The 23,553-nt window shown below is 69.7% G+C and carries 21 protein-coding genes and 1 tRNA gene; 11 read left to right on the top strand and 11 right to left on the bottom strand.

Annotated features, from left to right (window positions below; all coding sequences use genetic code 11):
• Positions 1–87: 87 nt before the first annotated feature.
• The 4 genes from G7043_RS43790 to G7043_RS43775 all read left to right on the top strand — a co-directional run bounded on the left by G7043_RS43790 (position 88) and on the right by G7043_RS43775 (position 7,596).
• Positions 88–171 (top strand) — tRNA-Tyr (locus tag G7043_RS43790).
• A gap of 79 nt (positions 172–250) precedes the next feature.
• Complete coding sequence (locus G7043_RS43785; protein ID WP_166054969.1) at positions 251–742, top strand: Gmad2 immunoglobulin-like domain-containing protein; 492 nt, start codon at positions 251–253, stop codon at positions 740–742.
• A gap of 1 nt (position 743) precedes the next feature.
• Complete coding sequence (locus G7043_RS43780; protein WP_313888400.1) at positions 744–1,970, top strand: MFS transporter; 1,227 nt, start codon at positions 744–746, stop codon at positions 1,968–1,970.
• Positions 1,971–2,130: 160 nt separating this feature from the next.
• Complete coding sequence (locus tag G7043_RS43775; protein ID WP_166054965.1) at positions 2,131–7,596, top strand: ATP-binding protein; 5,466 nt, start codon at positions 2,131–2,133, stop codon at positions 7,594–7,596.
• Positions 7,597–7,669: 73 nt separating this feature from the next.
• Here the strand turns inward: G7043_RS43775 and G7043_RS43770 are convergent, their stop codons facing one another.
• The 4 genes from G7043_RS43770 to G7043_RS49060 form a co-directional block, all read right to left on the bottom strand.
• Positions 7,670–8,542, bottom strand: coding sequence for a 5'-nucleotidase (locus G7043_RS43770; protein ID WP_166054963.1), 873 nt, complete (start codon positions 8,540–8,542; stop codon positions 7,670–7,672).
• 42 nt (positions 8,543–8,584) lie between these two features.
• Complete coding sequence (locus G7043_RS43765) at positions 8,585–9,850, bottom strand: glycosyl hydrolase family 18 protein (RefSeq protein WP_207312541.1); 1,266 nt, start codon at positions 9,848–9,850, stop codon at positions 8,585–8,587.
• A 177-nt stretch (positions 9,851–10,027) separates the two neighbouring features.
• A complete protein-coding gene (locus G7043_RS43760) occupies positions 10,028–10,765 on the bottom strand; it encodes an SDR family NAD(P)-dependent oxidoreductase (protein WP_166054959.1) in 738 nt (245 codons plus the stop codon).
• 5 nt (positions 10,766–10,770) lie between these two features.
• The gene (locus G7043_RS49060; RefSeq protein ID WP_313888386.1) at positions 10,771–12,489 is read right to left on the bottom strand and encodes a serine/threonine-protein kinase; all 1,719 of its coding nucleotides are present in this window, start codon (positions 12,487–12,489) and stop codon (positions 10,771–10,773) included.
• 93 nt (positions 12,490–12,582) lie between these two features.
• Here G7043_RS49060 and G7043_RS43750 point away from each other — a divergent pair, with 93 nt between their 5' ends.
• Positions 12,583–13,233: a Clp protease N-terminal domain-containing protein gene (locus G7043_RS43750; protein WP_166054957.1), complete on the top strand. Its 651-nt coding sequence runs from the start codon at positions 12,583–12,585 to the stop codon at positions 13,231–13,233.
• Here the strand turns inward: G7043_RS43750 and G7043_RS43745 are convergent.
• Positions 13,187–14,155 (bottom strand): helix-turn-helix transcriptional regulator, encoded by a 969-nt coding sequence (locus tag G7043_RS43745; RefSeq protein ID WP_166054954.1) that lies wholly within the window; start codon positions 14,153–14,155, stop codon positions 13,187–13,189. The two genes, G7043_RS43750 and G7043_RS43745, sit on opposite strands and share 47 nt — an antisense overlap.
• A gap of 104 nt (positions 14,156–14,259) precedes the next feature.
• Between G7043_RS43745 and G7043_RS43740 the strand changes: the two genes are divergently transcribed.
• The 4 genes from G7043_RS43740 (at position 14,260) to G7043_RS43725 (ending at position 16,314) form a co-directional block, all read left to right on the top strand.
• Complete coding sequence (locus G7043_RS43740; RefSeq protein WP_242643343.1) at positions 14,260–14,673, top strand: VOC family protein; 414 nt, start codon at positions 14,260–14,262, stop codon at positions 14,671–14,673.
• 81 nt (positions 14,674–14,754) lie between these two features.
• Positions 14,755–15,135 carry a response regulator gene (locus tag G7043_RS43735; RefSeq protein WP_207312540.1) on the top strand — a complete coding sequence of 127 codons (381 nt, stop codon included), beginning with the start codon at positions 14,755–14,757 and terminating at the stop codon, positions 15,133–15,135.
• Positions 15,136–15,244: 109 nt separating this feature from the next.
• On the top strand, positions 15,245–15,784 hold the full coding sequence (locus G7043_RS43730; RefSeq protein WP_166054948.1) for a sigma-70 family RNA polymerase sigma factor: 540 nt from the start codon (positions 15,245–15,247) through the stop codon (positions 15,782–15,784).
• 56 nt (positions 15,785–15,840) lie between these two features.
• Positions 15,841–16,314 carry a hypothetical protein gene (locus tag G7043_RS43725; RefSeq protein ID WP_166054946.1) on the top strand — a complete coding sequence of 158 codons (474 nt, stop codon included), beginning with the start codon at positions 15,841–15,843 and terminating at the stop codon, positions 16,312–16,314.
• Here G7043_RS43725 and G7043_RS43720 read toward each other — a convergent pair.
• Positions 16,280–17,668, bottom strand: coding sequence for an FAD-dependent oxidoreductase (locus G7043_RS43720; protein WP_166054944.1), 1,389 nt, complete (start codon positions 17,666–17,668; stop codon positions 16,280–16,282). The genes G7043_RS43725 and G7043_RS43720 overlap by 35 nt on opposite strands.
• A 69-nt stretch (positions 17,669–17,737) precedes the next feature.
• Positions 17,738–18,724: a helix-turn-helix transcriptional regulator gene (locus tag G7043_RS43715; RefSeq protein WP_166054942.1), complete on the bottom strand. Its 987-nt coding sequence runs from the start codon at positions 18,722–18,724 to the stop codon at positions 17,738–17,740.
• A gap of 89 nt (positions 18,725–18,813) precedes the next feature.
• Between G7043_RS43715 and G7043_RS43710 the strand changes: the two genes are divergently transcribed.
• Positions 18,814–19,197, top strand: coding sequence for a cupin domain-containing protein (locus G7043_RS43710; RefSeq protein ID WP_166054940.1), 384 nt, complete (start codon positions 18,814–18,816; stop codon positions 19,195–19,197).
• Positions 19,194–19,583 (top strand): DUF1304 family protein, encoded by a 390-nt coding sequence (locus G7043_RS43705; RefSeq protein ID WP_166054938.1) that lies wholly within the window; start codon positions 19,194–19,196, stop codon positions 19,581–19,583. The genes G7043_RS43710 and G7043_RS43705 overlap by 4 nt, the downstream gene beginning before the upstream one ends.
• Here G7043_RS43705 and G7043_RS43700 read toward each other — a convergent pair.
• From G7043_RS43700 to G7043_RS43685, 4 genes are read right to left on the bottom strand one after another with little or no spacing between them, the layout of a single operon-like run.
• The gene (locus G7043_RS43700; protein WP_166054936.1) at positions 19,572–20,105 is read right to left on the bottom strand and encodes an SMI1/KNR4 family protein; all 534 of its coding nucleotides are present in this window, start codon (positions 20,103–20,105) and stop codon (positions 19,572–19,574) included. The genes G7043_RS43705 and G7043_RS43700 overlap by 12 nt on opposite strands.
• Complete coding sequence (locus tag G7043_RS43695; protein ID WP_166054934.1) at positions 20,102–20,770, bottom strand: response regulator; 669 nt, start codon at positions 20,768–20,770, stop codon at positions 20,102–20,104. The genes G7043_RS43700 and G7043_RS43695 overlap by 4 nt, the downstream gene beginning before the upstream one ends.
• Positions 20,767–23,295, bottom strand: a complete 2,529-nt coding sequence (locus tag G7043_RS50245; protein ID WP_166054932.1) for a histidine kinase — start codon at positions 23,293–23,295, stop codon at positions 20,767–20,769. The genes G7043_RS43695 and G7043_RS50245 overlap by 4 nt, the downstream gene beginning before the upstream one ends.
• A gap of 6 nt (positions 23,296–23,301) precedes the next feature.
• Positions 23,302–23,511: a hypothetical protein gene (locus G7043_RS43685; protein ID WP_166054930.1), complete on the bottom strand. Its 210-nt coding sequence runs from the start codon at positions 23,509–23,511 to the stop codon at positions 23,302–23,304.
• Positions 23,512–23,553 lie beyond the last annotated feature (42 nt).

The following is a 23,553-nucleotide window of genomic DNA, read 5'->3' as shown; positions in this document are numbered from 1 at the left end:
CGAAAATCGATTGAACGAAGGCGCCGCGAGAAGTCAAGATATCGGTGTCATCGCAGCTCAGGGGCCAAGAAAATGGGTTGCGACAATGGTGGAGACGGGGCTGTGGAGCCCCGCCTGTCTGTAAAACAGGAGCCTCGCGCAAAGGCGGTTCGACTCCGTCCTCCACCACCACGCGTTGCGCCACCGGGGTGACCTTCGGCAACGACCCCTTCCCTCGCTACGACCTAGTAGGCGAGGAAGGGGATTCACCATGTCGATCGATGTCCAGCAGCCGAGGCCGCTCGGTCTCGTCGGGAGCCACGTCCAGATCGCCGGCACCGCGGGCGGCGCGTTCGAGGCGCAGTTCAACTACCGGATCCACGAGGGGCACGACGAGGTCGTCGGCGGGTTCGTGGCCGGCGACGGGGTCGGAGGCCATGGCCAGTTCCAGGTGAGCGTCGACGTGTCCGGCGCGTCGTTCGCGCTCGACCGGCTCTTCGTCGAGGTGTTCTGGGTGTCGCCGGAGAACAACGCGGAGCTCGACAAGATCATCGTGCCGGTCGTGTACGGGCCGCGGATCGTGCCCGGCTACCGCTTCTACCAGGAGTACACGATCAAGTCCGGCGACACGTTGTTCGGCATCGCCGCGGACTTCTACGGCAACGGCAACCTCTACACGCGGCTGGTGCGCGCGAACCCGCACGTGATCACGAACCCCAACGTGATCCACCCCGGGGATGTGATCCGAATTCCGCAATCCTGACCTGCGGACGCTGCGCACCGACCGCGAGTTCGGGAAGCTCTGGCTCGCCAGGGTGATCTCGACCGCCGGGTCCGCGGTGTCGGGCGTCGCGCTGCCCGTCCTCATGTACTCGCTCACCGGCAGCGCCGTGCACACGGGAGCGCTCGCGGCCCTCACCGCGGCGCCCTACCTCGTGTTCGGGTTGCTCGCGGGCGCGCTCGTCGACCGCATGCACCGGCGCACGGTCATGGTCGTCACCGACCTCGTCAGCGCCGGGCTGCTGGTGAGCGTGCCCGTGGCGGCCGTGTCGGACGCGCTGACCCCGGTGCACCTGCTGGTCGTGGCCGGGGGAGTCGCGAGCGCCACCGTGTGGTTCGACGCGGCCAACTTCGGCGCGGTGCCCGCGCTGGTGGGCACCGACCAGCTCGTGCGGGCCAACAGCGCGATCTGGAGCGCGTCCACCGCTGTGCACGTCGTCGCGCCGCCCGTCGCGGGCGTGCTGATCTCGGTGATCGGGCCGGCCGGGACGATGGCGCTCGACGCGGTGAGCTTCGCGGTGTCCGCGGCACTCGTCCGGACGATCCTGCGGCCGTTGAACCGGCAACGCGAACCCCGGATCTCCCTCAAAGCGGACATCCGGGAAGGACTCGAGTTCCTCTGGAGGGAACCCACAGTCCGGCTCTTCACCGCCTTGGGCGTCGGTCAGGCCGTCGCGGGCGGTGCCGTGTCGGGACTCCTGGTCGTCTACGCCTTCCGGGTGTTCGACGTCCCCGAGCACGACCCGAAGATCGGGGTGTTGTTCAGCGCGCTGGCCTTCGGGTCGTTCGCCGCGGCCGTCGTCATGCCCACGATCAGCGACCTCTACGAGCCGCGCCACGTCGCCGTGACCGGGCTGTCCGCCGGGGTCGTGGTGATGGGGCTGCTGGCCGGGGCGAGGGTGTGGTGGCTCGCGGTGCTCGGCGTGGCGTTGTGGGGCCTGACCTCGACGATCGTGATCGTCAACGGGCTGACCGTGCGTCAGCTGGTGACGCCTGACCACCTGCAGGGGCGGGTCAACCTGGTGGGGCGCATGGTGTCGTTCGGCGTGGGGCAACCCCTGGGGGCGATGGCCGGGGGACTGCTGGCCGACGCGCAGTCCGTTCGCACCGCTTTGGTGATCACGGCGTTACCGCTCGTGTTGGCGGCCGGGATCGGGTGGTCCCAACTGAACAAGACGCCCCACCGTGAGTTGGGACACGGGCTCAAGTGAAGCTGTGCCGAGGACCTGGGTCCTTGTTGGTTTCATACAAAGCACGCTGCTCAACTCGCTTCGATCTAGCGGTTTTGCTACCGGGTAGTAGACGAGAGTGTGTACATCGATTGGGCGGCGTCTGCCGCTGAGGTCGTCATGTCCGCGAGGAGCCAAGTCGTTGTTCAGTCGTGTAGCGATCGTCAACCGCGGGGAAGCCGCTATGCGGCTGATCCACGCCGTCCGTGAGCTCGCCGCCGAGTCAGGGGAACGGATCGAGACCGTCGCCCTGTACACCGATGTCGACAAGTCCGCGCCCTTCGTCAGGGAGGCCGACCTCGCCTACAACCTCGGCCTGGCGGCCGATCGTCCGTACCTCAACCTGGAGGTGCTGGAGACCGCCCTCGTGGAGACGAAGGCCGACGCCGCGTGGGTCGGCTGGGGCTTCGTCGCCGAGATCCCGGAGTTCGCGGAGCTGTGCGAGAAGGTCGGGGTCACCTTCGTCGGCCCGTCCGCCGAGGCCATGCGCAAGCTCGGGGACAAGATCGGCTCGAAGCTGATCGCCGAGGAGGTTGGCGTTCCGGTCGCGCCGTGGTCGCGCGGTGCCGTCGAGAACCTCGAGCACGCTCTGCGGGTGGCCGAGGAGGTCACCTACCCGTTGATGCTGAAGGCGACCGCCGGTGGTGGTGGCCGTGGCATCCGCAAGATCACTTCTCCCGCGGAGATGGAGGAGAACTTCGAGCGCACCAGCCTGGAGGCCGCGCGCGCGTTCGGCTCCGGCGTGATGTTCCTGGAGCGCCTGGTCACCGGCGCCCGGCACGTCGAGGTGCAGGTCATCGCCGACGGCCAGGGCACGGCGTGGGCGCTCGGCGTCCGCGACTGCTCGGTGCAGCGGCGCAACCAGAAGATCATCGAGGAGTCGGCGTCCTGCGTGCTGGAGCAGCACCAGGTCGACGAGCTGAAGGCGTCGGCGGAACGGCTCGCGAACGCGGTGGGCTACCGCGGCGCGTGCACCGTCGAGTTCCTCTACCACCCCGGCGAGAAGCTCTTCGCGTTCCTCGAGGTCAACACCCGTCTGCAGGTCGAGCACCCGATCACCGAGATCACCACCGGCTTCGACCTGGTCAAGGCGCAGCTGCACGTCGCGGGCGGCGGCAAGCTGGAGGGCACCAAGCCAGTCGAGCTCGGCCACGCCGTCGAGGCCCGCCTGAACGCCGAGGACCCGGACCGCGACTTCGCGCCGTGCCCCGGCACGATCGTCCGGCTGGAGCTGCCCGCCGGCCCCGGCATCCGCGTGGACACCGGGGTGGCCGAGGGCTCGCAGATCCCCGCCGACTTCGACTCGATGATCGCGAAGATCATCGCGTACGGCCGCGACCGCGACGAGGCGCTGGGCAAGCTGCGCCGCGCGATGGCCGAGACGACCGTCATCATCGAGGGCGGCACGACCAACAAGAGCTTCGTGCTCGACCTGCTGGACGAGCCCGCCGTGATCGACGGCTCGGCCGACACCTCGTGGATCGACCGCGTCCGCGCCGACGGCGGCCTGATCTCGCACCGCCACTCCGCGATCGCGCTGGCCGCGGCCGCCATCGAGGTGTACGAGGACGAGGAGCAGATCAACCGCACCCAGCTGCTGGTGTCCGCGCGTGGCGGCCAGCCGCGCACGAACCACGAGGGTGCGAGCAAGCTGGAGTTCATGCTGCGCGGCCAGCCGTACGTGGTGCGGGTCGCGCGCATCGGTGCCGCGAAGTACCGCGTGGGCGTCTCCGCGGCCGACTCGGACGTCGTGCTGCACGGTGACGTCGACGTCGAGCGGTTCGACCACCACGTCGGCCAGATCACCGTCAACGGCACGCGGTTCCGCGTCGTCACCGGCACGCACGGCCCGGTCCACCAGGTCGAGGTCGACGGCGTCACCCACCGCGTCACCCGCGACGAGGGCGGCGTGCTGCGCTCGCCGATGCCCGCGCTGGTCGTCGCGACCCCGCTGGCCCTCGGCGCCGAGGTCGAGGCCGGTGCGCCGGTCCTGGTCCTCGAGGCGATGAAGATGGAGACGGTGCTGCGCGCGCCGTTCCGCGCACGCCTGAAGGAGCTCAACGTCGTCGTCGGCACCCAGGTGCCCGCCGGTGGCGCGTTGCTGAAGCTGGAAGAGATCGAGGACGCGACCGGCGCCGCCGAGGTGCAGAAGTCCGAGTCCGCGGTCGAACTGGAGCTGCCCGCGCCGCGCACGGACGTTCGTCCCGAGGAACTGGCCGCCCGCGGTCTCGACGACCTGCGCGCGTTGCTGCTCGGCTTCGACACCACCGCCGCCGACACCGAGCGGGTGCTGTCGAACTACATGGGCGCGCGGCACGACCTGCAGGAGCGGCCGCTGGTCGAGGAGGCCGAGCTGCTCGGCATCTTCGCCGACGTGTGCGACCTCTCGCGCAACCGCCCGGCCGGCGAGGAGACCAAGCCGGAGAACCACATCCACTCCCCGCGCGAGCACTTCCACACCTATCTGAAGACGCTGGACGCGGACCGCGCGGCCCTGCCGGAGAGCTTCCGCGCCCGCCTGCAGAACGTGATCGGCCACTACGGCATCACCGAACTCGACCGCACGCCGGAGCTGGAGCAGGCCGTCTTCCGCGTCTTCGTGGCGCTGCGCCGCGGCGTGTTCGACGCGGTCGTCGCGACGACCCTGCTGCGCCAGTGGGTGCAGGAGGCGCCGCCGGTCGAGTCCGAGCGGGTCCGGGTCGGCCTGGTGCTGGAGCACATCGTCGCCGCCACCCAGGTCCGCTACCCGGCGGTCGCCGACCTGGCCCGCAGCGTCGTGTTCACCTGGTTCGCGCAGCCGTTGCTGCGCCGCACCCGCGCCCGCGTGCACAGCGAGGTCCGCAAGCAGCTGATCCACCTGGACGCCGAGCCCCAGGCCGCCGACCGCGAGGAGCGGATCGCGGAGATGGTGGCGTCGGCCGAACCGCTGGTGCGCCTGCTCGGCCAGCGCATCGGCAAGCCCGGCGCGGACAACACGCCGTTGCTGGAAGTGCTGGCCCGCCGCTACTACACCAACAAGGCGCTGGAGAACCCGCGCGTGCAGGGTGCGTTCTTCCTCGCCGAGAACGAGCCGGAACAGACCCGGCTGGTGTCGACCGCGGTGGAGTTCCCGGCGCTCGCTGACGCCGTCGGTGACGTCGTCAAGCACGGCAACGGCAGCGCGGTCGTCGCGGACCTCTACGTCAACTGGACCGACGGCCCGTCCGACCAGGACGAGATGGCCGCCGGTCTGGGTGCCGCCCTGGCCGCGCACCAGCTGCCGCCGACCCTCACCCGCATCACCACCACGGTGGCGGGCCGGCGCGGCGAGTCGATGCACCACCACTTCACGTTCCGCCCGTCTTCGAACGGGTTCGCCGAGGAGAGGCTGGTGCGCGGGCTGCACCCGCGCATCGCCGAACGCATGCAGCTGGAACGGTTGCGGGAGTTCGACCTCACGCGCCTGCCCGCGGTGGACGAGGACGTGTACCTGTTCCGCGCGGTGGCCAAGTCCAACTCCTCCGACGAGCGTCTGGTGGCGCTGGGCCAGGTTCGCGACCTGACGCCGTTGCGCGACGACGAGGGCCGGATCGTCGCCCTGCCCGCGGCCGAGGACGTTCTCGCGGCCTGTCTGGACGGCATCCGCCGGGCCCGCGCCCAGGCCGGTGGCCGGACCCGCCTCGCCACCAACCGGGTCGTGCTGTACGCGTGGCCGCCCACCGACCTGTCCTCGAAGGACCTCGACGCGGTCGCCACCCGCGTGGGGCCGACGACGACCGGCCTGGACCTGGAGGAGGTCCTGTTCCTGGCGCGCCGCAAGGACTCCGTCACCGGTGAGCTGACCGACATCGGCGTCCGGATCGCCAACGACGCGGGAGCCGGCGTCTCGTTCTCGTTCGTGCAGCCGCCGACCGAGCCGATCCAGCCGCTCGACGACTACCGCCAGAACGTCCTGCGCGCCCAGTCCCGCGGCACGATCTACCCGTACGAGCTGGTCGACATGCTCGTCGGCGACGGCGGGTCCTTTGTGGAGCACGACCTGGTCGACGGCGCCCTGGTGCCGGTCGACCGCCCGCGCGGTGGCAACAAGGCCGGCATCGTCGTCGGTGTGGTGACGACGCCCACTCCGGCTTACCCCGAGGGCATGAAGCGCGTGGTGCTGCTCGGCGACCCGACCAAGTCGCTGGGTGCCCTGGCCGAGCCCGAGTGCTCGCGGGTGATCCACGCGCTGGACCTGGCCACGGAGCTTTCCGTTCCGCTGGAATGGTTCTCGCTGTCGTCCGGCGCGAAGATCTCGATGAGCTCCGGTGTCGAGAACATGGACTGGGTCGCGGCCGCGCTGAAGCGGATCGTCGAGTTCACCCAGGCCGGTGGCGAGATCAACGTGGTGGTCAACGGCATCAACGTCGGCGCCCAGCCGTACTGGAACGCCGAGGCCACGATGCTCATGCACACCAAGGGCATCCTGGTGATGACGCCGGACTCGGCCATGGTGCTGACCGGCAAGCAGGCGCTGGACTTCTCCGGCGGCGTCTCGGCCGAGGACAACTACGGCATCGGCGGCTACGACCGCGTCATGGGCCCGAACGGCCAGGCGCAGTACTGGGCCCCGAACCTGCGGTCGGCGTTCGACGTGCTGCTGGCCCACTACGAGCACAGCTACATCGCTCCGGGCGAGGTCGGCCCGCGCCGAGTTCCTTCGTCGGACCCGGTCTCTCGTGACGTGTCGTCCTACCCGCACGTGGTCGGCGACAGTCCGTTCGCGACGGTCGGCGAGATCTTCTCGGTGGAGTCGAACCCGGACCGCAAGAAGCCGTTCGACATCCGCACGGTGATGCGCGCGCTGTCCGACCAGGACCACGACGTCCTGGAGCGCTGGGCGGGCATGGCCGACGCCGACACCGCGGTCGTCCAGGACGTGCACCTCGGCGGCATCCCGGTGACGTTGCTGGGCATCGAGTCGCGCGGCGTGGCCCGCACCGGCTTCCCGCCCACCGACGGCCCGGACACCTACACCGCCGGCACGCTGTTCCCGAAGTCGTCGAAGAAGGCGGCCCGCGCGATCAACGCGGCCTCGGGCAACCGCCCGCTGGTGGTGCTGGCGAACCTGTCCGGCTTCGACGGCTCGCCGGAGTCGATGCGCGAACTGCAGCTGGAGTACGGCGCGGAGATCGGCCGCGCGATCGTGAACTTCCGCGGCCCCATCGTGTTCACCGTGATCTCGCGGTACCACGGCGGCGCGTTCGTGGTGTTCTCGAAGGCCCTCAACCCGTCGATGACGGTGCTGGCGGTCGAAGGCTCGTTCGCGTCGGTCATCGGCGGCGCGCCCGCCGCGGCCGTCGTGTTCGCCCGTGAGGTCGACGGCCGCACGGCCAACGACCCGCGGGTGAAGAAGCTGGAGTCCGCTGTCGCCGAGGCTTCCGGTGCCGAGCGGGCCGCGCTGACCGCCGAGCTGGCCGCGACGCGGCAGTCCGTGCGGACGGAGAAGCTGAACGAGATGGCCGCCGAGTTCGACCGGGTGCACAGCGTGCAGCGCGCGGTCGAGGTCGGGTCGGTGGACGCGATCATCTCGGCGGCGGAGCTGCGGCCGGCGATCATCAAGGCGATCGAGGACGGTCTCGTTCGCTAACCCGATCGAGTGATCCATGGGGGGCACATTCATGGACCTGTGGTCCATGAATGTGCCCCCCATGGCACGCGTATCACTCGTTGGTGACGCCGAACGGGATGTGCACGCACGGCACCGTCTGGATCAGGTGCCCGCGCTGGTCGTCGAAGAAGATGTGCGGCTTCAACACATCGAGAATCGGCGCTTTCTTCAGCCCTCCCAGGAAGAACGCGTCGTTCACGGTCAGCCCCCACGCCTTGAGGCTGTTGATCGCCCGCTCGTGCGCGGGGGCACTGCGAGCGGTCACCACGGAGACCCGGACGCGGTCCTCGGCGACGCGCTGGATCCGGTTGACCCCGGCGAGGAAGTCCCGCAGCGGCCCGGGATCGAGCGGCGTGACGACGTTCGTGGCCTCGTGCTGCTGGAACTGGTCGAGTCCGCCGCTCTGGTAGATCCGCTCGGACGCGTCGTCCGCCAGCACGCCGTCGAAGTCGAACGCGATCCGCAGCGCCGGATCGTCGTCGTCCTGGAACGAGGACTTCAGGACCTGGCCGGCGGGAAGCCCGGCCGCGGTGGCCTTGCGGACGTCGTTCTCGTTGGCGGACAAGAAGAGCGACATGTTCAGCGCCGGCATGAACTCGTGCGGTGCCCGGCCCTGGGTGAAGATCGCGCGCGAGATCGCGAGTCCGTGGTGCGCGGCCGATCTCATGATGCGCAGGCCGGTGTCGGGGGAGTTGCGCGACAGCACGATCACCTCGACCAGCGGGCCGAGCGAGTTGAGCTGCAGGAGCCGCCGGATGAACGGGAACGCGACACCCGCGGCGAACGGTTCGTCGAGGTGCGCTTCCTGGTACTCGCGGTAGGCCTGTTCGCCCTCGGACGAGAAGACGGCGTCGGACTCCGCGAGGTCGAACAGCGCGCTCGACGCGACTCCTACGACCAGCAGGTTCTCCAGGCTGGGGCCCATGTGTCGTAGATCGTAGCGGCCGCGTCGAGCGTTTCTGCTGGACTAGCTGTTGTGGGTCCACCGCTGGTTGGCGGTGCCGGCGCAGTCCCAGAGCTGGAGCCTGGTGCCGTCGGCCGAGCTGTTGCCGGTGGCGTCGAGGCATCTTCCGGACGCCGCGTTGCGCAGCTGGCCGTTGGCCTCCGCGGTCCACTGCTGGTTGCCCGCACCGGTGCAGTCCCACAGCTGTGTCACGGCGCCGTTGGCGGTGCCGGACGCGTCGAGGCACTTGCCCAAGGCGCGCAACGTGTTGCCGTTGCGGGTCCACTGCTGGGCGTTCGTGCCGTTGCACGTCCAGAGCTGCACGGCGGTGCCGTTGGTCGCGTTGGCGCCGGCCACGTCCACGCACTTGCCGCCGAAACCGGTGATGGTGCCGCCGGTGGGCGGGTTCGGGTTGCCGCCGGACGCGGTCTCCCAGATGGCGTTGAGCAGGCTGGTGGCGCCGGTGGTGTCCTGCGACAGCTCCCAGTTCATGATGCCGCCCGCGTTGGACAGCGCCCACGTCGTCTTGCGGCGGATCGTCGGCAGTCCGTTGTAGCAGTTGCCGTTGTAGCAGTCGCGGTTGGCGTTGGCCGGGTCCTGGCGGACCAGGTCCGCGTAGGAGATGTAGGTCGGCCGGCTGTAGAACGGCACCCCGAGAACGGCCTTGCTCGCCGGCAGTCCGCGGCTCTTCCAGAAGTTGACCGAGGCGATCGACCAGTCGTAGTTCGCGTGCGGGCTGCCGCCGTCGTAGGCCATGATGTTCAGCCAGTCGACGATGCCGAACACCGCGGGCTGCACGCCGTTCGCCGTGCCGCCCTCACTCACGACCGCGGCCGTGAGCAGCTTGCCGCGGCTGTGCAGCTGGTCGCCCAGCTGCCGCATCAGCAGGGTGTAGTTGTCGCCCTCGGCGCCCGGATCCGGGTACTCCCAGTCGATGTCGACGCCGTCGAGGTTGTACTGGTTGACGAGGTTGATCAGCGCGTTGACGAACGTCGTGCGGCCGTTGGCGCTGGCCGCGAGGATCTCGAAGTTGTCGTCGTTGCCGTTGTTCCAGCCGCCGACCGCGATCGAGACCTTGACGCCGTTCTGGTGGCCGAGGCTCACCAGCTGCTGCAGCTTGCCGGGATCGGGAAGGCCCTGGAGCGTGCCGTTGGAGTTCGGCAGCACGAACGAGTAGTTGATGTGGGTCAGCTTGCTGTACTGGATGGTGCTCACGTTGCCGGCCCACGACGGCATGTAACCGACGCTCTTGAACCCGGCGGGATAGGCGGCCTGCGCGGCAGGCGCCATGACAGTCATCGTCGCCGCGGCGGCGGCCAGCGCAAGGCCGGCTGCACCGAGGCGTGATCGGAGTGAACGCATTGCAGGGGTTGCCTTCCACTTCGTCGAGCGCCCACCGCGACGTTAGTGGTCTAGACCGGTTGCTGGAAGATCAACTCGGTACCGGAACTGGTTCCGGTCGGGAACTCACCGCAGGTGCGACGCCCCGTTCACGTCGATGATCGTTCCGCTGGCCCAGACGGCCTTCTCGGTCGCCAGCCACGCGACGGCGGCGGCGACCTCCTCCGGTTCGGCGACGCGGCCGAACGGGCTCTGCGCCCGGATCGCGTCGCCTTCCGGACCGGCCAGGAAGTCCGTGACCATGTCGGTGCGCACGAATCCCGGTGCGACACCGGCGACCGCGATGCCTTGCGGGGCAAGCGATTGCGCCAGCGACTGGGTCATGGCGTGCAGCCCGGCCTTCGCGGCGCCGTACGCGGGGGCGTCCGGCTCGCCGCGGAAAGCGCCCCGCGAACCGATGTTGATGATCCTGGCCCCGCTCGTCATGTGCCGGACCGCGTGCCAGGCGAGGTCGGCTGGGCCGTACAGGTTGAGCTCGATGGTGCGGCGCCAGGCCTGCTGCCACTCGTCGAAGCCGGTCGTCGCGATCGGGTGGTGGAAGTAGATGCCCGCGTTGTTGACCAGGACGTCGAGGCCGCCGAGCTGCTCGACGGTGCCGGTGACGACCTGCTCGGCCTGGTTCGCGCCGAGGTCGCCCTGGACGGTGACGTGCCCGTCGCCCGGCAGGCTTTCGGCCACTTCCTGAGCCTCGTCCGCGCCGGAGCGGTAGTGGACGGCGACCCGGTGGCCGCTCTCGGCGAGGGCGTGGGCGATGGCGGCACCGATGCCGCGGGAAGCTCCGGTGACGAGTGCGCGTCGAGTCATGATCCCTAAGCCTGACTGTCGAACATCCATTTGCCGTTCACCTGCACCAGCGTGAACGTGAGCGTCTCAGTGGTGGCGACGCTGTTGCCCTGCATGTACTGCAGCGTCGCGGTCACCACGTTGTCGCCCTGCGGGGCGGTGTTCAGCACGTTGACGCCCGTGTACTGGCTCCACCACTGCTGGTATTCCTGGAAGGTTTTGGAGCGAGCGGCCTTGAAGCGGTCGGTGAGCGTCGCGTAACCGGACTGGAGGTCGCCCGGGATCAGCGCGTAGTACGCCACGACCGCCTGTGCCGCGGTCTGTGGAGGGGCCGCAGGCGGTTGTTGCGTCTGGCCCTGGCTCGGGGTGTTCGCCGGGGTGCTCTGCGGCGGCGTCGGGGAGGCCGACGTCGGCTGCGACTGGGGCTGCGACTGATCGGTGGCGGGCGGGCTGGTGCTGGAGTTGCTGGCGGGTGGGTTCGCGTTGGACGGCCCGGCGTTGTTGTTCTGGGTGCCGCCCTTGGGCCACAACAGGAACGAGCCGACACCGACCGCGATGACGAGGAGCACGATCGCGATGGGGACCAGCGGGAACTTGCGGCGGTTCTCCTCGGGTTGCGGCTGGGGTTCCGGCGCGGTGGGAGGCGGGGCGAGGACGGGCGTGGGTTCCGGCACCGGCTCCGGCGTGGGTTCCGGTTCGGGTTCAGGGGTCGGCTCCGGCTGCGGTTCTGGTTCCGGCGTGGCTTCCGGTTCCGGCTCAGACTGTGCGGGCGGCGAGGTCAGCTCGGCCGCCTCCACCGCGGCGGCACCCGCGACCAGGCCGGCGGCGGCCGCCGCGGCCTCCTGCTTCGACTTCTCCTCCGGCTGCGCCTCGGCCGGCAGTTCCACCGTGGCGGGGATGACCACGGTCGCCGCGGAGACCTGCGGCGACTCGTTCACCACCGCGGCCAGCAGGTGGACTGTCTCCTCCATGGACGGGCGACGCTCGGGCTCGTTGGACAGCAGCCGGAACAGCACGGGGGACAGCAGCGGGCCCGCGTTGGCCGGCGGCATGATCGACCCGCTGGCGACGCGGTGCAGCATTGCGATGTGGTTGTCGGCGGTGCCGAACGGCGGACCGCCCTCGACGGCGGTGTAGAGCGTGGCGCCGAGCGAGTAGACGTCGGAGGGGAGACCGGCGTCCTCGCCGCGCGCGACCTCGGGGGAGAAGTAGGCAGGGGTACCGACGGTGCCGGTCATGGTGGCCGTGCCGTCGTCGGTGGCGCGCGAGATGCCGAAGTCCGTGATCTTGACTTCCTGGTCGCCGATCAGGACGTTGCCGGGCTTCACGTCGCGGTGCTGGATGCCGTGGCGGTGCGCGGCGGCCAGGGCGGCGGCGGTGTAGCAACCGATGCGCGCCACCTCACGGGGTGGCAGCGTGCCCTGTTCGGCGATGACGGCGGCGAGGCTGCGGGAGGGGAGGTATTCCATGATCAGCCACGGCTGCCCGTCCTCCTCCACGACGTCGTAGACGCGGATGGCGTTCGGGTGTTCGAGACGGGCGGCGAGGCGGGCCTCGCGCATGGCTCTGGCCTTGGCGCGCTCGATCTTGGCCTCGTCGAGACCGTCGAGCGCGAGCAGTTCCTTGGCCGCGACGACGCGGTGGAGCTGTTCGTCGTAGGCCTGCCAGACGACCCCCATCGCACCCTGGCCGACCTTCTCCCGCAACCGATAGCGGCTCGCGATGAGCCTGCTGCTCTCCTCCACGCCTGTGCTCCCGTCCCCTTTGATCACTCACAAGTGTGACGGTTGCCGCGTTCTCCGTTGACTGTAACCCCACCTGGGGGTATATATGGGGTTATGCCGAAAATCAACGTGTACCTGCCCGATGACCTGGCGGAAACCGTCAAAGAGCTCAACCTTCCGATCTCGGCGATCTGTCAGCGCGCTCTCGAGGTCTCCGTGAAGAGGATCACGTCGGTTCGCGGGCTGACTCCCGAAGACCTCGACGGTGAGCGGGGGGCCCAGCTCACCCAGCGGATGCGCACGGTGATCCGGATAGCCGCGGAGTCGCCGGTGGTGACGACGGCAACGCTGGCGCAGGCGCTCGTCGACGAGGGCGGCAACCTGGCGCTGGACGTGCTGCGCGCGATCGACATCGACCCGCGGACGCTGCGGTTCCCGTCGGTGGAGGCCTCGGGGTCCGGGTTCGCTCCTGATGCGGTCAACGCGCTGGAGCTGGCCGTGGTCGAGGCGATGGCGTTGGGGCACAACTACGTGGGCTGCGAGCACCTGTTGCTCGGGCTGGTGGCGGAGCCGGACGGCCCCGGCGGTGAGGTGCTCCGGTCTCTTGGTGCGGATCTCAAGGGGGTTCGCCGGGCCGTGCAGACCGCGCTGGCCGGCATCGTTCACCTGAAGAAACAGCAGGCGGCGACTCCGGACGCGGCGAAGATCCTGGAGATGATCATGGCTCGGTTGGACCGGCTGGAGAAGCACGCCGGTATCGGCTGACCAGTTCGGTGCCGATGTCCGTGAGGTGTTCCTGCACTTCCCGGGGTGATTCGACGATGATCAGGCCGCCCCAGCCGGCGACGTTGCGGGCGATGTCGAGCGGGCGCGGGGCGGTCAGCTCGACCCGTGTGTGATCTTCGAGCGTTTCCACGACCGTGCAGTGACGGCCGTGCTGGCCCTGGAAGATTTTCAGAAACCGATTGGGCACGACGATCACAGCGGTTGTCTCGGACCGGCGTTCTTCCATTCTGGTGACGACCGCGTCCCAGGCGCCCGCCAGTTCGAAGTCGGCCGGTTTCGACGCCGGACGGCCGGTCAGCGTGGCGCCCATGATCCGGTCGATGCGGAACGTGCGCTGGCCGTCGCGCGTGCCGGCGATGAAGTACCAGGTGCCGTCCTTGTCGACGAGCCCCCACGGGTCGACCGTGCGGCCTTTCGGTGCCTCGCCGCGTTTCTGGTAGGTCAGGCGGACCTGGATCTGCTTCACCACGGCTTCCTGAAGGACGGCGACCAGCACGGGCCGGTCCTTGGTGTCCTCGCCCCACGCCGCGGTGTCGACGATCGTTGCTTCCGCGGCGGCTTCCGCGTCGGCCCTGAACGTCTGCGGCAGTGCTTTGACGAGCTTTCGCAGCGCCGACTTGATCTCCGGTGCGACGGACGCGGCCGGGCCGGCGATCAGGAACAGCGCCTGGGCTTCCGCCGAGGTCAGGCCGCTGAGGTCGGTTCTCGCGCCGCCGACGAGCTGCCAGCCGCCACCTCGTCCCGGTTGGGGGTAGACGGGCACGCCGGCTGTTGAGAGTGCCTCCAGGTCGCGCCTGGCGGTGGCTTTGGAGATCTCCAGCTCCTCGGCGAGTTCAGCGGCGGTCACCCGGCCGCGGGCCTGCATCAGCAACAAGGTGGCGACTAGACGGTCTGCGCGCATGTCTCCAGGTTTCTGGCAAAAGTGCTCACTGGATGAGCACTTTACGGCCGAAGCTGAAACCACACCGACCGAGAAATTTGAGGGAGTCAGCGATGTTGCGAGGCATGTCGACCGTGACCTACTTTGCCGACGACGTGGAGGAGGCGCGGGCCTGGTACGCGTCGTTCCTCGGGGTCCCGGCCTACTTCGAGCGGAGCACTCCGGACGGCGTGCTCGCGTACGCCGAGTTCCGGATCGGCGACTACTCGGCGGAGCTCGGGATCGTTCACCGCCGGTTCGAAGTGACGCCTTCGGAGAAGCCGGCGGGATCGGTTTTGTACTGGGCGGTGGACGATCTGGACGCGACGCTGGCCCGGTTGTTCGAGCTGGGCGCTCAGGTGCACGACGAACCGCGGGTGCGCGGGGAGGGGTTCGTGACGGCGTCGGTGATCGACCCGTTCGGCAACATCCTCGGCGTCATGACGAACACCCACTACCTGTCGATCGCCGAACAGAACCGCGACAAACGTCGCGGGTGAGTGCCGTCATTCGCCGCTGCAACCACGGTGTCACCGGGCGTTCTACTTCTCGGTGACACCGTGTTCGTAGGAGGCCCGTTGATGGTGAACGACGGGCGAGGGCCCATCCGCGTGCTGATCGTCGACGACGACCCGCGGGTGCGCGCCGCCCTGCGCACGTTTCTGGTGGCGCATCAGGGGTTCGAGGTGGTCGGGGAAGCTGGTTGCGCGGAGTCCGCGGTGCGCCTCGCGCTGGAGACCGCGCCGGGTGTCGCGATCGTCGACGTGCTGCTGCCCACCGAGCGGGAAGGCCTGTCGTTGCTCAGGGTTTTCGCCGAGCAGCACGGGATTCCGGTGGTGGCGATGAGTCTGGACAACGCGTGCGCGGACGGTGCGATCGCGGCTGGGGCCCAGGTGTTCCTCGCGAAGGACGGCTGTTCGGAGCTCCTGGTGAGCGCTTTGCTCGCGGTGCACGACAGATGACGTAGCCGGGGCTGGACTTCGGTCCCGGTCAGGGGTTCCGCAACTACGCGGGCAGGTTCGGTCGGCCGACCGATTCGGACCGGTGTGGCACGGAGCACAGTTCTGTGACATGACCATCGTGGGCATCGACGCGGGACCAATGGACGGCAGGGCTCTCGCGGAGCTGTATCGCATGCACGGCCGTTCGGTGCACAAGTACCTGCGCACGCTCACGAACGGCGATGTGCAGTTGGCCGAGGACCTCCTGCAGGAGACGTTCCTGCGGGCCTGGCGCACGCCGCGGCTCGCGCACCGGCCGGAGGCGGCCAGACCGTGGCTCGTGACCGTCGCGCGTCACCTCGTCATCGACCGCGTCCGGCACCGCAACCGGCGCCCGAAGGAGGCCGGAGACGGCGCGCTGGCGCACCTTCCCGTGGCGCGCTGCGAGATCTCCCGGGTCGTCGACTCGATCACGCTCGCCGAGGCGATGGCGAAGCTGACCCCGAGCCGGCGTGAGGTCGTCGTGCACATGTACCTGCACGGCCGCAGTCCGGACGAGGTCTCCGCGGTGCTCGGCATCCCGGTCGGCACGGTGAAGTCGCGCGTCCACTCGGCGTTGCGCGCGCTGCGGTCGCATCTCGCGGCCTCGGAGCTCTGCCTGGCTGCCTGATCACAGCTGGATCGATCTGCGGGCGTGGTTCGTCTTCGGCGACCTATCCTGCACAGATGCCGACACAGCTCGCCATCACCGGACATCGCGGCCTCTCCGCCGAACTCGAGGCAGAGGTCGACCGGATGATCCGTGCCGTGGTGGCTCAGAACGGCTCGCTGGTCGGGGTGTCCTGCCTGGCCGACGGCGCGGACGCGGTGTTCGCGCAGGCCGTGCTGGACGCGGGTGGGTCGCTCGTCGCGGTGTTGCCCGCGGCGAGGTACCGCGAGGCGTTGCCCGAGGACTACCGGCCCGTCTACGACCGGTTGCTCGCTCGGGCGGGCAAGGTCGTGCAACTGCCGTACGTCACACCCGACTCGCACGCCTACATGGAGGCGGGCAAGCGGATGATCGACGAGTCGGACTCGCTGCTCGCGGTGTGGGACGGGCAGCCCGGTCGTGGGCCCGGCGGGACGGCCGACGTCGTCGCCTACGCGCGGTCGCGCGGGGTGCCGGTCACCGTTGTTTGGCCCGAGGGCGTCGACCGCTGACCAAACGGAACAGCGCACGGAACAACACCCGCAACAGCACTGCCGGGCGGAACAGCGCCGCCGGGTGGTCGACCATCTGCGAGACCCGGACGTACGACCGGTAGACCTGCCGGTTGCCGGGCATGACCTCGAACAGGCGCTTCCCGTACCACTGCCTGAGCCGCGTTCTCAGCGGCAGCTTTCTGGTGCTCCAGCCCAGGTCGGTGGTCGTCGCGGACGTCCAGGGGATCCGCGAGGTCTTGGCGACGGCGTGCTGGAACGTGAGCGGTTCCTTGGCCAGGTCGTGTTCCTGCAGGAGGTGGCGGAGTTCCGCGGCGTTCAGGGCGGCGAGCGTCATGCCGTGGCCGTAGACGGGGTTGAGCGAGACCACGGAGTCGCCGAGCGCGAGCAGGCCGCGTGGCCAGTTGGGCACCTTGTGGAACCTGTTCCAGCGGCTGCGCAGGTTGGCGGCCTTGTGGATCTGCCCCGCCGGGGTGGCGGTTTTGATGATCTCCGCGATGTCCTGGCACTCGAGCGTGGCGGCGTAGGCGAGGAAGCCGTCCTCGTCGGTCGGGGCCACGTCGCCGCCCGCGCCGAAGAGCGTCACGAACCACAGTCCGCCGTCCACCGAGGACACGGCGCCGCCGCGTTTCGTGGTGGGCGGGTGGGTGATCTCGGAGGCGGTCTTCCAGTCGAGCTTCAGGTCGTGGTTCACCTCGTAGAGGCGCGAGGTGCAGGCGAGATGGCCGTTGACGATCATCGGTGCCGGGCAGTGGACGCCGTGTTCCGCGAGCCACGACACCAGCTTGCTGTTGCGGCCGGAGGCGTCGACCACGAGGTCCGCGTAGTCGGTGTAGGGCTCGCCGTCGCGCCGGCCCTGGATGCCGGTGACCGTGCCGCGGTCGTGCATCAGGCCGTCGATCGTGACGCCGTCCACAAGGGACACGTTGGGCAGCTTCAGGACCCGGCGGCGGATGATCCGCTCGATCGTCACGCGCGTCGTCGAGAGCACGCTCAGGCCGAGGTGGTCGCGCGGCGCCCAGCCGGCCGGGACGCGGCTGATGACGTCGCTGCCGAGGTCCGCGCGGACCGCGCCCGCGTCCTCCAGCTCGGCGCCGAGCCGGGGGAAGAGCGTCTCCAGCACTTCAGCGCCGCGCGCCAGCAGCGCGTGCGGGTGGTGGGCCTGGGGGATGCCGGGGCGGTAGCCGGTGGTGCTGTGCACGGCGCATTTGCTCGCGGGGATGTTGCTCGCGGTGTCGGTCGTGATCTGGTCGCGTTCCACCAGGACCACGTCGCCGTACGACTCGGACAGCACCCTGGCCGCCAGCAGTCCCGCGAAGCCGGCGCCGATGACGAGGGCGCGGTCGGAGTACATGGCGGACATGCTGGCAGAGCCGGACTCCCGGAACGATCCCTCTAACGTCCCTAGTTGCGCACGAGCCCGTTATGACAGCTTGGCGACAAGTTCCGCGCGGCTGCGGACACCGAACTTCGCGAAGAGCGATTTGAGATGGTCCTGCACGGTGTACGGCGAGATGGCGAGCCGTGCGGCGATCTCCGACGTCGGCTGCCCGGCCAGCACCTCGTGGCAGACGTCCTGCTCACGGGCGGTCACCCCGTGCGCCTTGAGCAGCAGACCCATCAGCTCCGCCTTGGACGCCCGGCTGATCGTCACGGCCGCTTCGAAGTCGTCGTCGGAGACGAGCTCGCTCGCCTCCAGCAGGATCCAGCCGCCGTGCGCGTCCCGGACTCTGGCTTTGAACGGGCCTGTCCTGGCTCCCGCGGCGGCTGCTCGCAGCATCACCGCGAACCGTCCCGGCGCGACCTCTTCCAGCTCGTCCCGCCACCGCGCGGCCGAGGCCGTCGACGCCCTGATGGTCCCGTCCCGCGCCACCACGACGATCGCGGGCACCCCGGACCTGGTCGCGGCCGTGCGCGCCGCGACTCGGGTGGCGGCGCCCAGCGCGGGTGCCACCGAGGCCATGAACTCGGTCTCGCGCTCGCTGAAGTCGCTGGTGCGCACCATGCCCGCGGCACCCCAGCAGGTGTCGTCGGCGCGGAACAGCGCGCGCAGCTCGTGGCTGAGTCCCAGCGGCCGCCAGACCTCGTTGAGACGGGCCGACCGCTTGTCCTCCAGCCGCGCCACCGTGTCGCCGCGCCGGGCCAGCTGCGTGAACGTGTGCGGCTCGCCCGGCGTGTACTCGCAGGCCGCGAGCAGCGGCTCGTACTGCTGCGGGATGCGGTTGACGCCGCTGGTCATCGAGCTGATCGCGCCCGAGTCGGGGTCCATCGACGCCCAGCAGGTGAGCTCGCACGGCACCACCCGGTCCACCAGCGCGATGGCCGCCGCGTGCAGTTCGGCGACGTCGAGCCCCGCCGACGCGAGTGCCGTGACGTCGCGCCGCACGCCCAGCGCCCGGCCCTCCCACATGGTTGGCAGTATGCGCCGCTCCCGACGGGTCCGCGCATCCCAGTTTTCCGGGATGTCCTCGCTGGTGTGTCGCGCAGACCCTTGTTCGCATGACGACTACGACGAGCGAAGAGCTGACCGCACCTGATGCGATCATCACCGTCCGCATTTCCGGCAAGCACACCGACGGCGCCTACGAGTTGTTCGAGGTCGACGCACCCCGCGGCGAGGGTGCACCGCCCCACCGCACCCCGTGGCCCAAGTGCTACTACGTGCTGCACGGACGCATGGCCGTGCTGCTCGACGGCGAACTCCACGACCTCTCACCGGGCGACGCGATCGCCATCCCGCCCAACGCACCGCACACGTTCACCGTGCACACGCCGTCCGCGCAGTTCCTGGCGTTCGCCGTCGGGGACGCCATGGGCGCCTTCTTCCGCGACCTGTCCGCGCACGGTCTGGAAGCACTGCCGCGCCACGGGGTGACCCTGTGAGCGTCGTCGCCCAGATCGCGGCGGTCGTCGCCGTTCTCGTGCATCTGGTCGTGTGGGTGTGGGAGGCGTTCCTGATCCACCGGGTGCACCAGAGCGTGTTCGGGCAACCCGCCTCGGACGTGCCGGCGATCAGGTTGTGGGCGTTCGGCGTCGGCTTCTACAACCTGTTCCTGGCGTGCGGGCTGATCGCCGGCCTCATCGCCGTGCACTCCGGCCACGAGCTGGTCGGGCGCACGTTGGTGATCTACGTGTCCTGGTTCATGCTGCTGGGCAGCGTGGTGCTGGCCGTCGCCGACCAGCTGGCCATGAGCAGGCCGCGCAACCAGGCGTGGGGAGGCGTCGCGGCAGAAGGCGTCCCACCGCTGGTCGTGCTGCTATTCCTGTAGCGCGGCGAGGCGGCCGGTGAGCCACTCGCCGTACCACTCGTCGAACGTCGGCGTGAGGCCGAGCGGCTGCACGCCGGGCGTGCGCGCGGGGCTCCACTCGTTCTCCCAGACGTCGCACACCGTGCCGGCCAGGTCGCCGGTGAGGATCAGGACGGTGGAGTTCGCACAGCCCTGGTGCCCGATCTCCAGGCAGCCGGGGGCGTCGAAGTCCAGCTCGATCGACTTCGCCCGCGCCGTGAGGAAGTGCTCCTCGAAGTCAGCTGGGGTGAGCGGGAACGTCCCCGCGGTGTCTCGGTCAGTCGCGTTGAGGTGGAGGTCGGCGACGCGGTGCAACCCGTAGTAGGGGCCTGGCCCGGTGCCTACGTGGAGCAGGAAGTCCCGGTACGCCTTGGGCAGAGCGGCTCCGAGAGCACGTTCCAGCCCGGCCAGCTCCGGCTCGGTCACCGGTGTGCTGGGTGGCAGGTCCGGGTCCAGGGCGCGCAGTTCGGCCAGCTGCGTCGCCAACGCCTCCGTGGTGCTCACTGCCCGGTCACCAGTCCTTCGCGCACCGCCCACAACGCCGCCTGAGTCCGCGACGCCAGCCCGAGCTTGTTGAGCACGTTCGACACGTGCGTGCGCGCGGTCCGTTCGGAGATCACGAGCACCTCGGCGATGTCGCGGTTCGACTTCCCGTGCGCCACCAGCACCAGGATCTCGCGCTCGCGAGGGGTGAGCGCGGTAGCCGTCCGCTGCGGCGCCACCAGGGACCGGGTCAAGGTGCGGGCGACGGCCGGGTCGAGGTGGACCTGCCCCCGCACGGCCGCGCGCACCGCTGCTCCCACCTGGTCGGCCTCGGCGTCCTTCAACAGGTACCCGGCGGCACCGGCTTCCAGGGCCACGTGGACGCGTTCGGCTTCCGAGAATGAGGTCAGCGCCACGACCTCCACCTGGGGATACAGCTGTTTGATGGCCCTCGTGGCGCCGATGCCGTCGAGGCGGGGCATCAGCAGGTCCATCAGCACCACGTCCGGCAGGTCGGCCGCGGTGGCGCGGGCCGCGAGCTCGTCGAGGGCCGCCTGGCCGTCGCCCGCCTCGCCGATCACCTCGATGTCGTCGAGCATCTCGAAGAACGCCCGCATGCCGCGTCGCACCACCGCGTGGTCGTCGACGAGGAACACCCGGATCGGGGGCGCCGTCACCGCAGTCACCGTGCCTCTCCTGCCGCTGCCGAGGGGAGCACCGCGCGGACCGTCGTGGAACCCGCCGGGGTGCTGTCGATGACGAGTCCGCCACCGATTCTTCTCATCCGCTCCCGCATGCTCACCAGGCCCATGCCGCTGGAGGAGACCGTAGCGGGGTCGAATCCCGTGCCGTCGTCGGACACTTCGATGATCAAGCCGTCGTCTTCGAACAGGGTGATGTCGATGCGGCCGGGACGGGCGTGCTTGATCGCGTTGTGCACGGCTTCCTGCACGACGCGGAACAGCTCCTCCTCGGCGCGGTCGTCGAGCGAGAGGCGGTAGCCGGGGGCTTCCACGGCGATGACCACGTCCTCGCGGGAGGCGATGGCGGCCGACTGCTTGCGGATCGCCTCGGCCAGGCCGTCTTCGCGCAGCGCGTCGGGGCGGAGCTGGAAGAGCGAGGCGCGCATCTCGGCGAGGGCGTCCTGGGTGAGGCCGCGCAGTTCGGTGATGCCGCGCGCGACCGGGCCGTCGGGGTCGCCGCCCTGTTTGTGCAGCGCGAGTTCGACGGCTCGAGCGTGCAGGGTCATCGAGAACAACGCCTGGGAGACCGAGTCGTGCAGCTCGCGTGCCAGCCGGTGCCGTTCCTCCAGCGCCGCCACCTGGGAGGCCTCGTCGAGCATCTCCATGACCTCCTCGACGCCGAGCTGTTCCTCGCCGGCGATCGAGGTGAGCATCATCCGGGCGGACGCGGCACCGACCGCGCCGGCCAGCACGGTTTCCACGTGGTGCACCAGGTCCGGGTCGGCGTCCTGGTCGGACTCCAGGTCCACGCCGTCGAGCGCTTTCGCGGCCGCGCGGTGGCCCAGGGAGCGGACGAGCAGGTCGTGCAGCGCCGGCACCGGGACGTGGCTGCGCCACAGGCGTGGGCGGGTCGGGTCGTCGAGGGCGTCGACGAACAGCACCGCCTGGGCCTGTTCGCGGGCCTGCGGGCGGCCGAGCAGCGAGACCACGACGTAGCAGCCGACGTTGACGAGCATGCTCCAGAACATGCCGTGGCTGATGTTGTCCATGCCGGTGATGCCGAGCAGGTGTTCGGGACGCAGCGCCTCGACGCCGAACGGGCCGTGGTCGAGGAAACCGCGCGGCAGCCAGCCCGTCACCGCGAAGTTGGGCAGCAGCAACGTGTAGGTCCACACGGCGAACCCGCCGACGAGGCCCGCCATGACGCCGTCGCGGGTGCCGCCCTTCCAGTACAGGCCGCCGATGATCGCCGGGGCGAACTGCGCGACCGCCGCGAACGACACCAGGCCCATCGACACCAGCGCGGCGCTCTCGCCGGCCAGCCGGAAGTACGCGTAGCCGAGCAGCAGGATCGCGACGATCGACAGTCGCCGGGTGACGAGGATCAGGCGCGCCAGCCTGCCCCGGTAGCCGCGGCGCAGCAGCGTCGGCACGACGATCGAGTTCGACACCATGGTGGACAGCGCCACCGTCTCGACGATGATCATGCCGGTCGCCGCGCTCAGACCGCCGACGAACACCAGCAGTGCCAACGCGTCCAGGCCCGCCGCCATCGGCACGGTCAGCACGAACGTGTCCGCTTCGGCGCCGGAGCCGAACCGCAGCAGGCCCGCGGCCGCGATCGGCAGCACGAACACGCTGATCAGCAGCATGTACAGCGGCGTCATCCACATCGCCTGCTTGACGTGCCGTTCGTCGACGTTCTCCACCACGCCCACCTGCCACTGGCGCGGCAGCAGCACGATCGCGAAGAGCGACAACACGTTCAGCCACACCCACGTGCCGGTCGAGTCGCCGAGGGTGAACAACGCGGTGTGTCCGGCTTGCGCCGCCTGGCTGAACAGGTCGCCGAAACCGTTGTACAGGCCCCAGGTGACGGTGATGCCGGCCGCGACGAACGCCACCAGCTTCACCACCGACTCGAACGCGATCGCGGTGACCATGCCCTCGTGGCGTTCGGTCGCGTCGAGATGCCTGGTGCCGAACAGGATCGTGAAGCCGGCCAGCAGGAGCGCCACGTACAGCGCGGTGTCCTCCAGGACCGGCACCTGGCCGAGCGCGGAGGACGGCGTGACCGCCGGGGCGCGGCGGATGATCTCGAAGGTGTTGGACACCGCCTTGAGCTGCAGGGCGATGTACGGCACGACGCCGACCACGGCGATCGCCGCCACGAGGCCACCGAGCCGCACGCTCTTGCCGTAGCGGGCGGACACGAAGTCGGCGAGGCTCGTGATGCGGTGCCGGTGGCTGATGTGGATGATCCGGCGCAGCACCAGCCATCCGAGCGCGAGCATGATCGTCGGTCCGAGGTAGATCGACAGGAAGCCGACGCCGGTCGACGCCGCTCGCCCGACGCTGCCGTAGTAGGTCCACGACGTCGCGTAGACGGCCAGCGAGAGCGCGTAGATCGTGCCGCGGCCGACGATGCTGCGGCCGGCGTCGGCGCGGCGGTCGCCGTAGAACGCGATCGCGAACAGCACGGCGAGGTAGGCGACGGACACACCGACGAGGAACCACGTCTGGAGCACGCCGGATCATCCCGACCGGCGGACGAGCAGCGCGACCAGCGCGATCATCACGAGCCACGCGCCGAACAGGTAGGCCGCCACGGCGGGCACGCCCGCGATGGTGCCCGCGTTCTTCGCGACGGTGAGCAGAGGGGGCAGGAAGAGCACGAAGCCGGTGGTCGCCGCGAGGATGGTCAGGCCGGTGAACCGCTTGTCATCCTTGGCGCCTCGTCGCACCCGCCACCACCTGTCGAACGTGGTCGACTCACCAGTCAGCAG

The organism is Lentzea alba, from assembly GCF_011067745.1.
In the GTDB taxonomy this organism is placed as follows: domain Bacteria; phylum Actinomycetota; class Actinomycetes; order Mycobacteriales; family Pseudonocardiaceae; genus Lentzea; species Lentzea alba.
This window is presented reverse-complemented; position numbering and strand designations above follow the sequence as displayed.

Excerpts from the sequence above, each read along its gene's own strand:
- G7043_RS43770 (WP_166054963.1), bottom strand. The coding sequence starts at position 8,542 with ATGGGCCCCAGCCTGGAGAACCTGCTGGTCGTAGGAGTCGCGTCGAGC.
- G7043_RS43735 (WP_207312540.1), top strand. The coding sequence starts at position 14,755 with ATGGTGAACGACGGGCGAGGGCCCATCCGCGTGCTGATCGTCGACGAC.
- G7043_RS43760 (WP_166054959.1), bottom strand. The coding sequence starts at position 10,765 with ATGACTCGACGCGCACTCGTCACCGGAGCTTCCCGCGGCATCGGTGCC.
- G7043_RS43725 (WP_166054946.1), top strand. The coding sequence starts at position 15,841 with ATGCCGACACAGCTCGCCATCACCGGACATCGCGGCCTCTCCGCCGAA.
- G7043_RS43710 (WP_166054940.1), top strand. The coding sequence starts at position 18,814 with ATGACGACTACGACGAGCGAAGAGCTGACCGCACCTGATGCGATCATC.
- G7043_RS43720 (WP_166054944.1), bottom strand. The coding sequence starts at position 17,668 with ATGTACTCCGACCGCGCCCTCGTCATCGGCGCCGGCTTCGCGGGACTG.
- G7043_RS43730 (WP_166054948.1), top strand. The coding sequence starts at position 15,245 with ATGACCATCGTGGGCATCGACGCGGGACCAATGGACGGCAGGGCTCTC.
- G7043_RS43785 (WP_166054969.1), top strand. The coding sequence starts at position 251 with ATGTCGATCGATGTCCAGCAGCCGAGGCCGCTCGGTCTCGTCGGGAGC.
- G7043_RS43750 (WP_166054957.1), top strand. The coding sequence starts at position 12,583 with ATGCCGAAAATCAACGTGTACCTGCCCGATGACCTGGCGGAAACCGTC.
- G7043_RS43765 (WP_207312541.1), bottom strand. The coding sequence starts at position 9,850 with ATGGCGCCTGCCGCGCAGGCCGCCTATCCCGCCGGGTTCAAGAGCGTC.
- G7043_RS43715 (WP_166054942.1), bottom strand. The coding sequence starts at position 18,724 with ATGTGGGAGGGCCGGGCGCTGGGCGTGCGGCGCGACGTCACGGCACTC.
- G7043_RS43745 (WP_166054954.1), bottom strand. The coding sequence starts at position 14,155 with ATGCGCGCAGACCGTCTAGTCGCCACCTTGTTGCTGATGCAGGCCCGC.
- G7043_RS43740 (WP_242643343.1), top strand. The coding sequence starts at position 14,260 with ATGTCGACCGTGACCTACTTTGCCGACGACGTGGAGGAGGCGCGGGCC.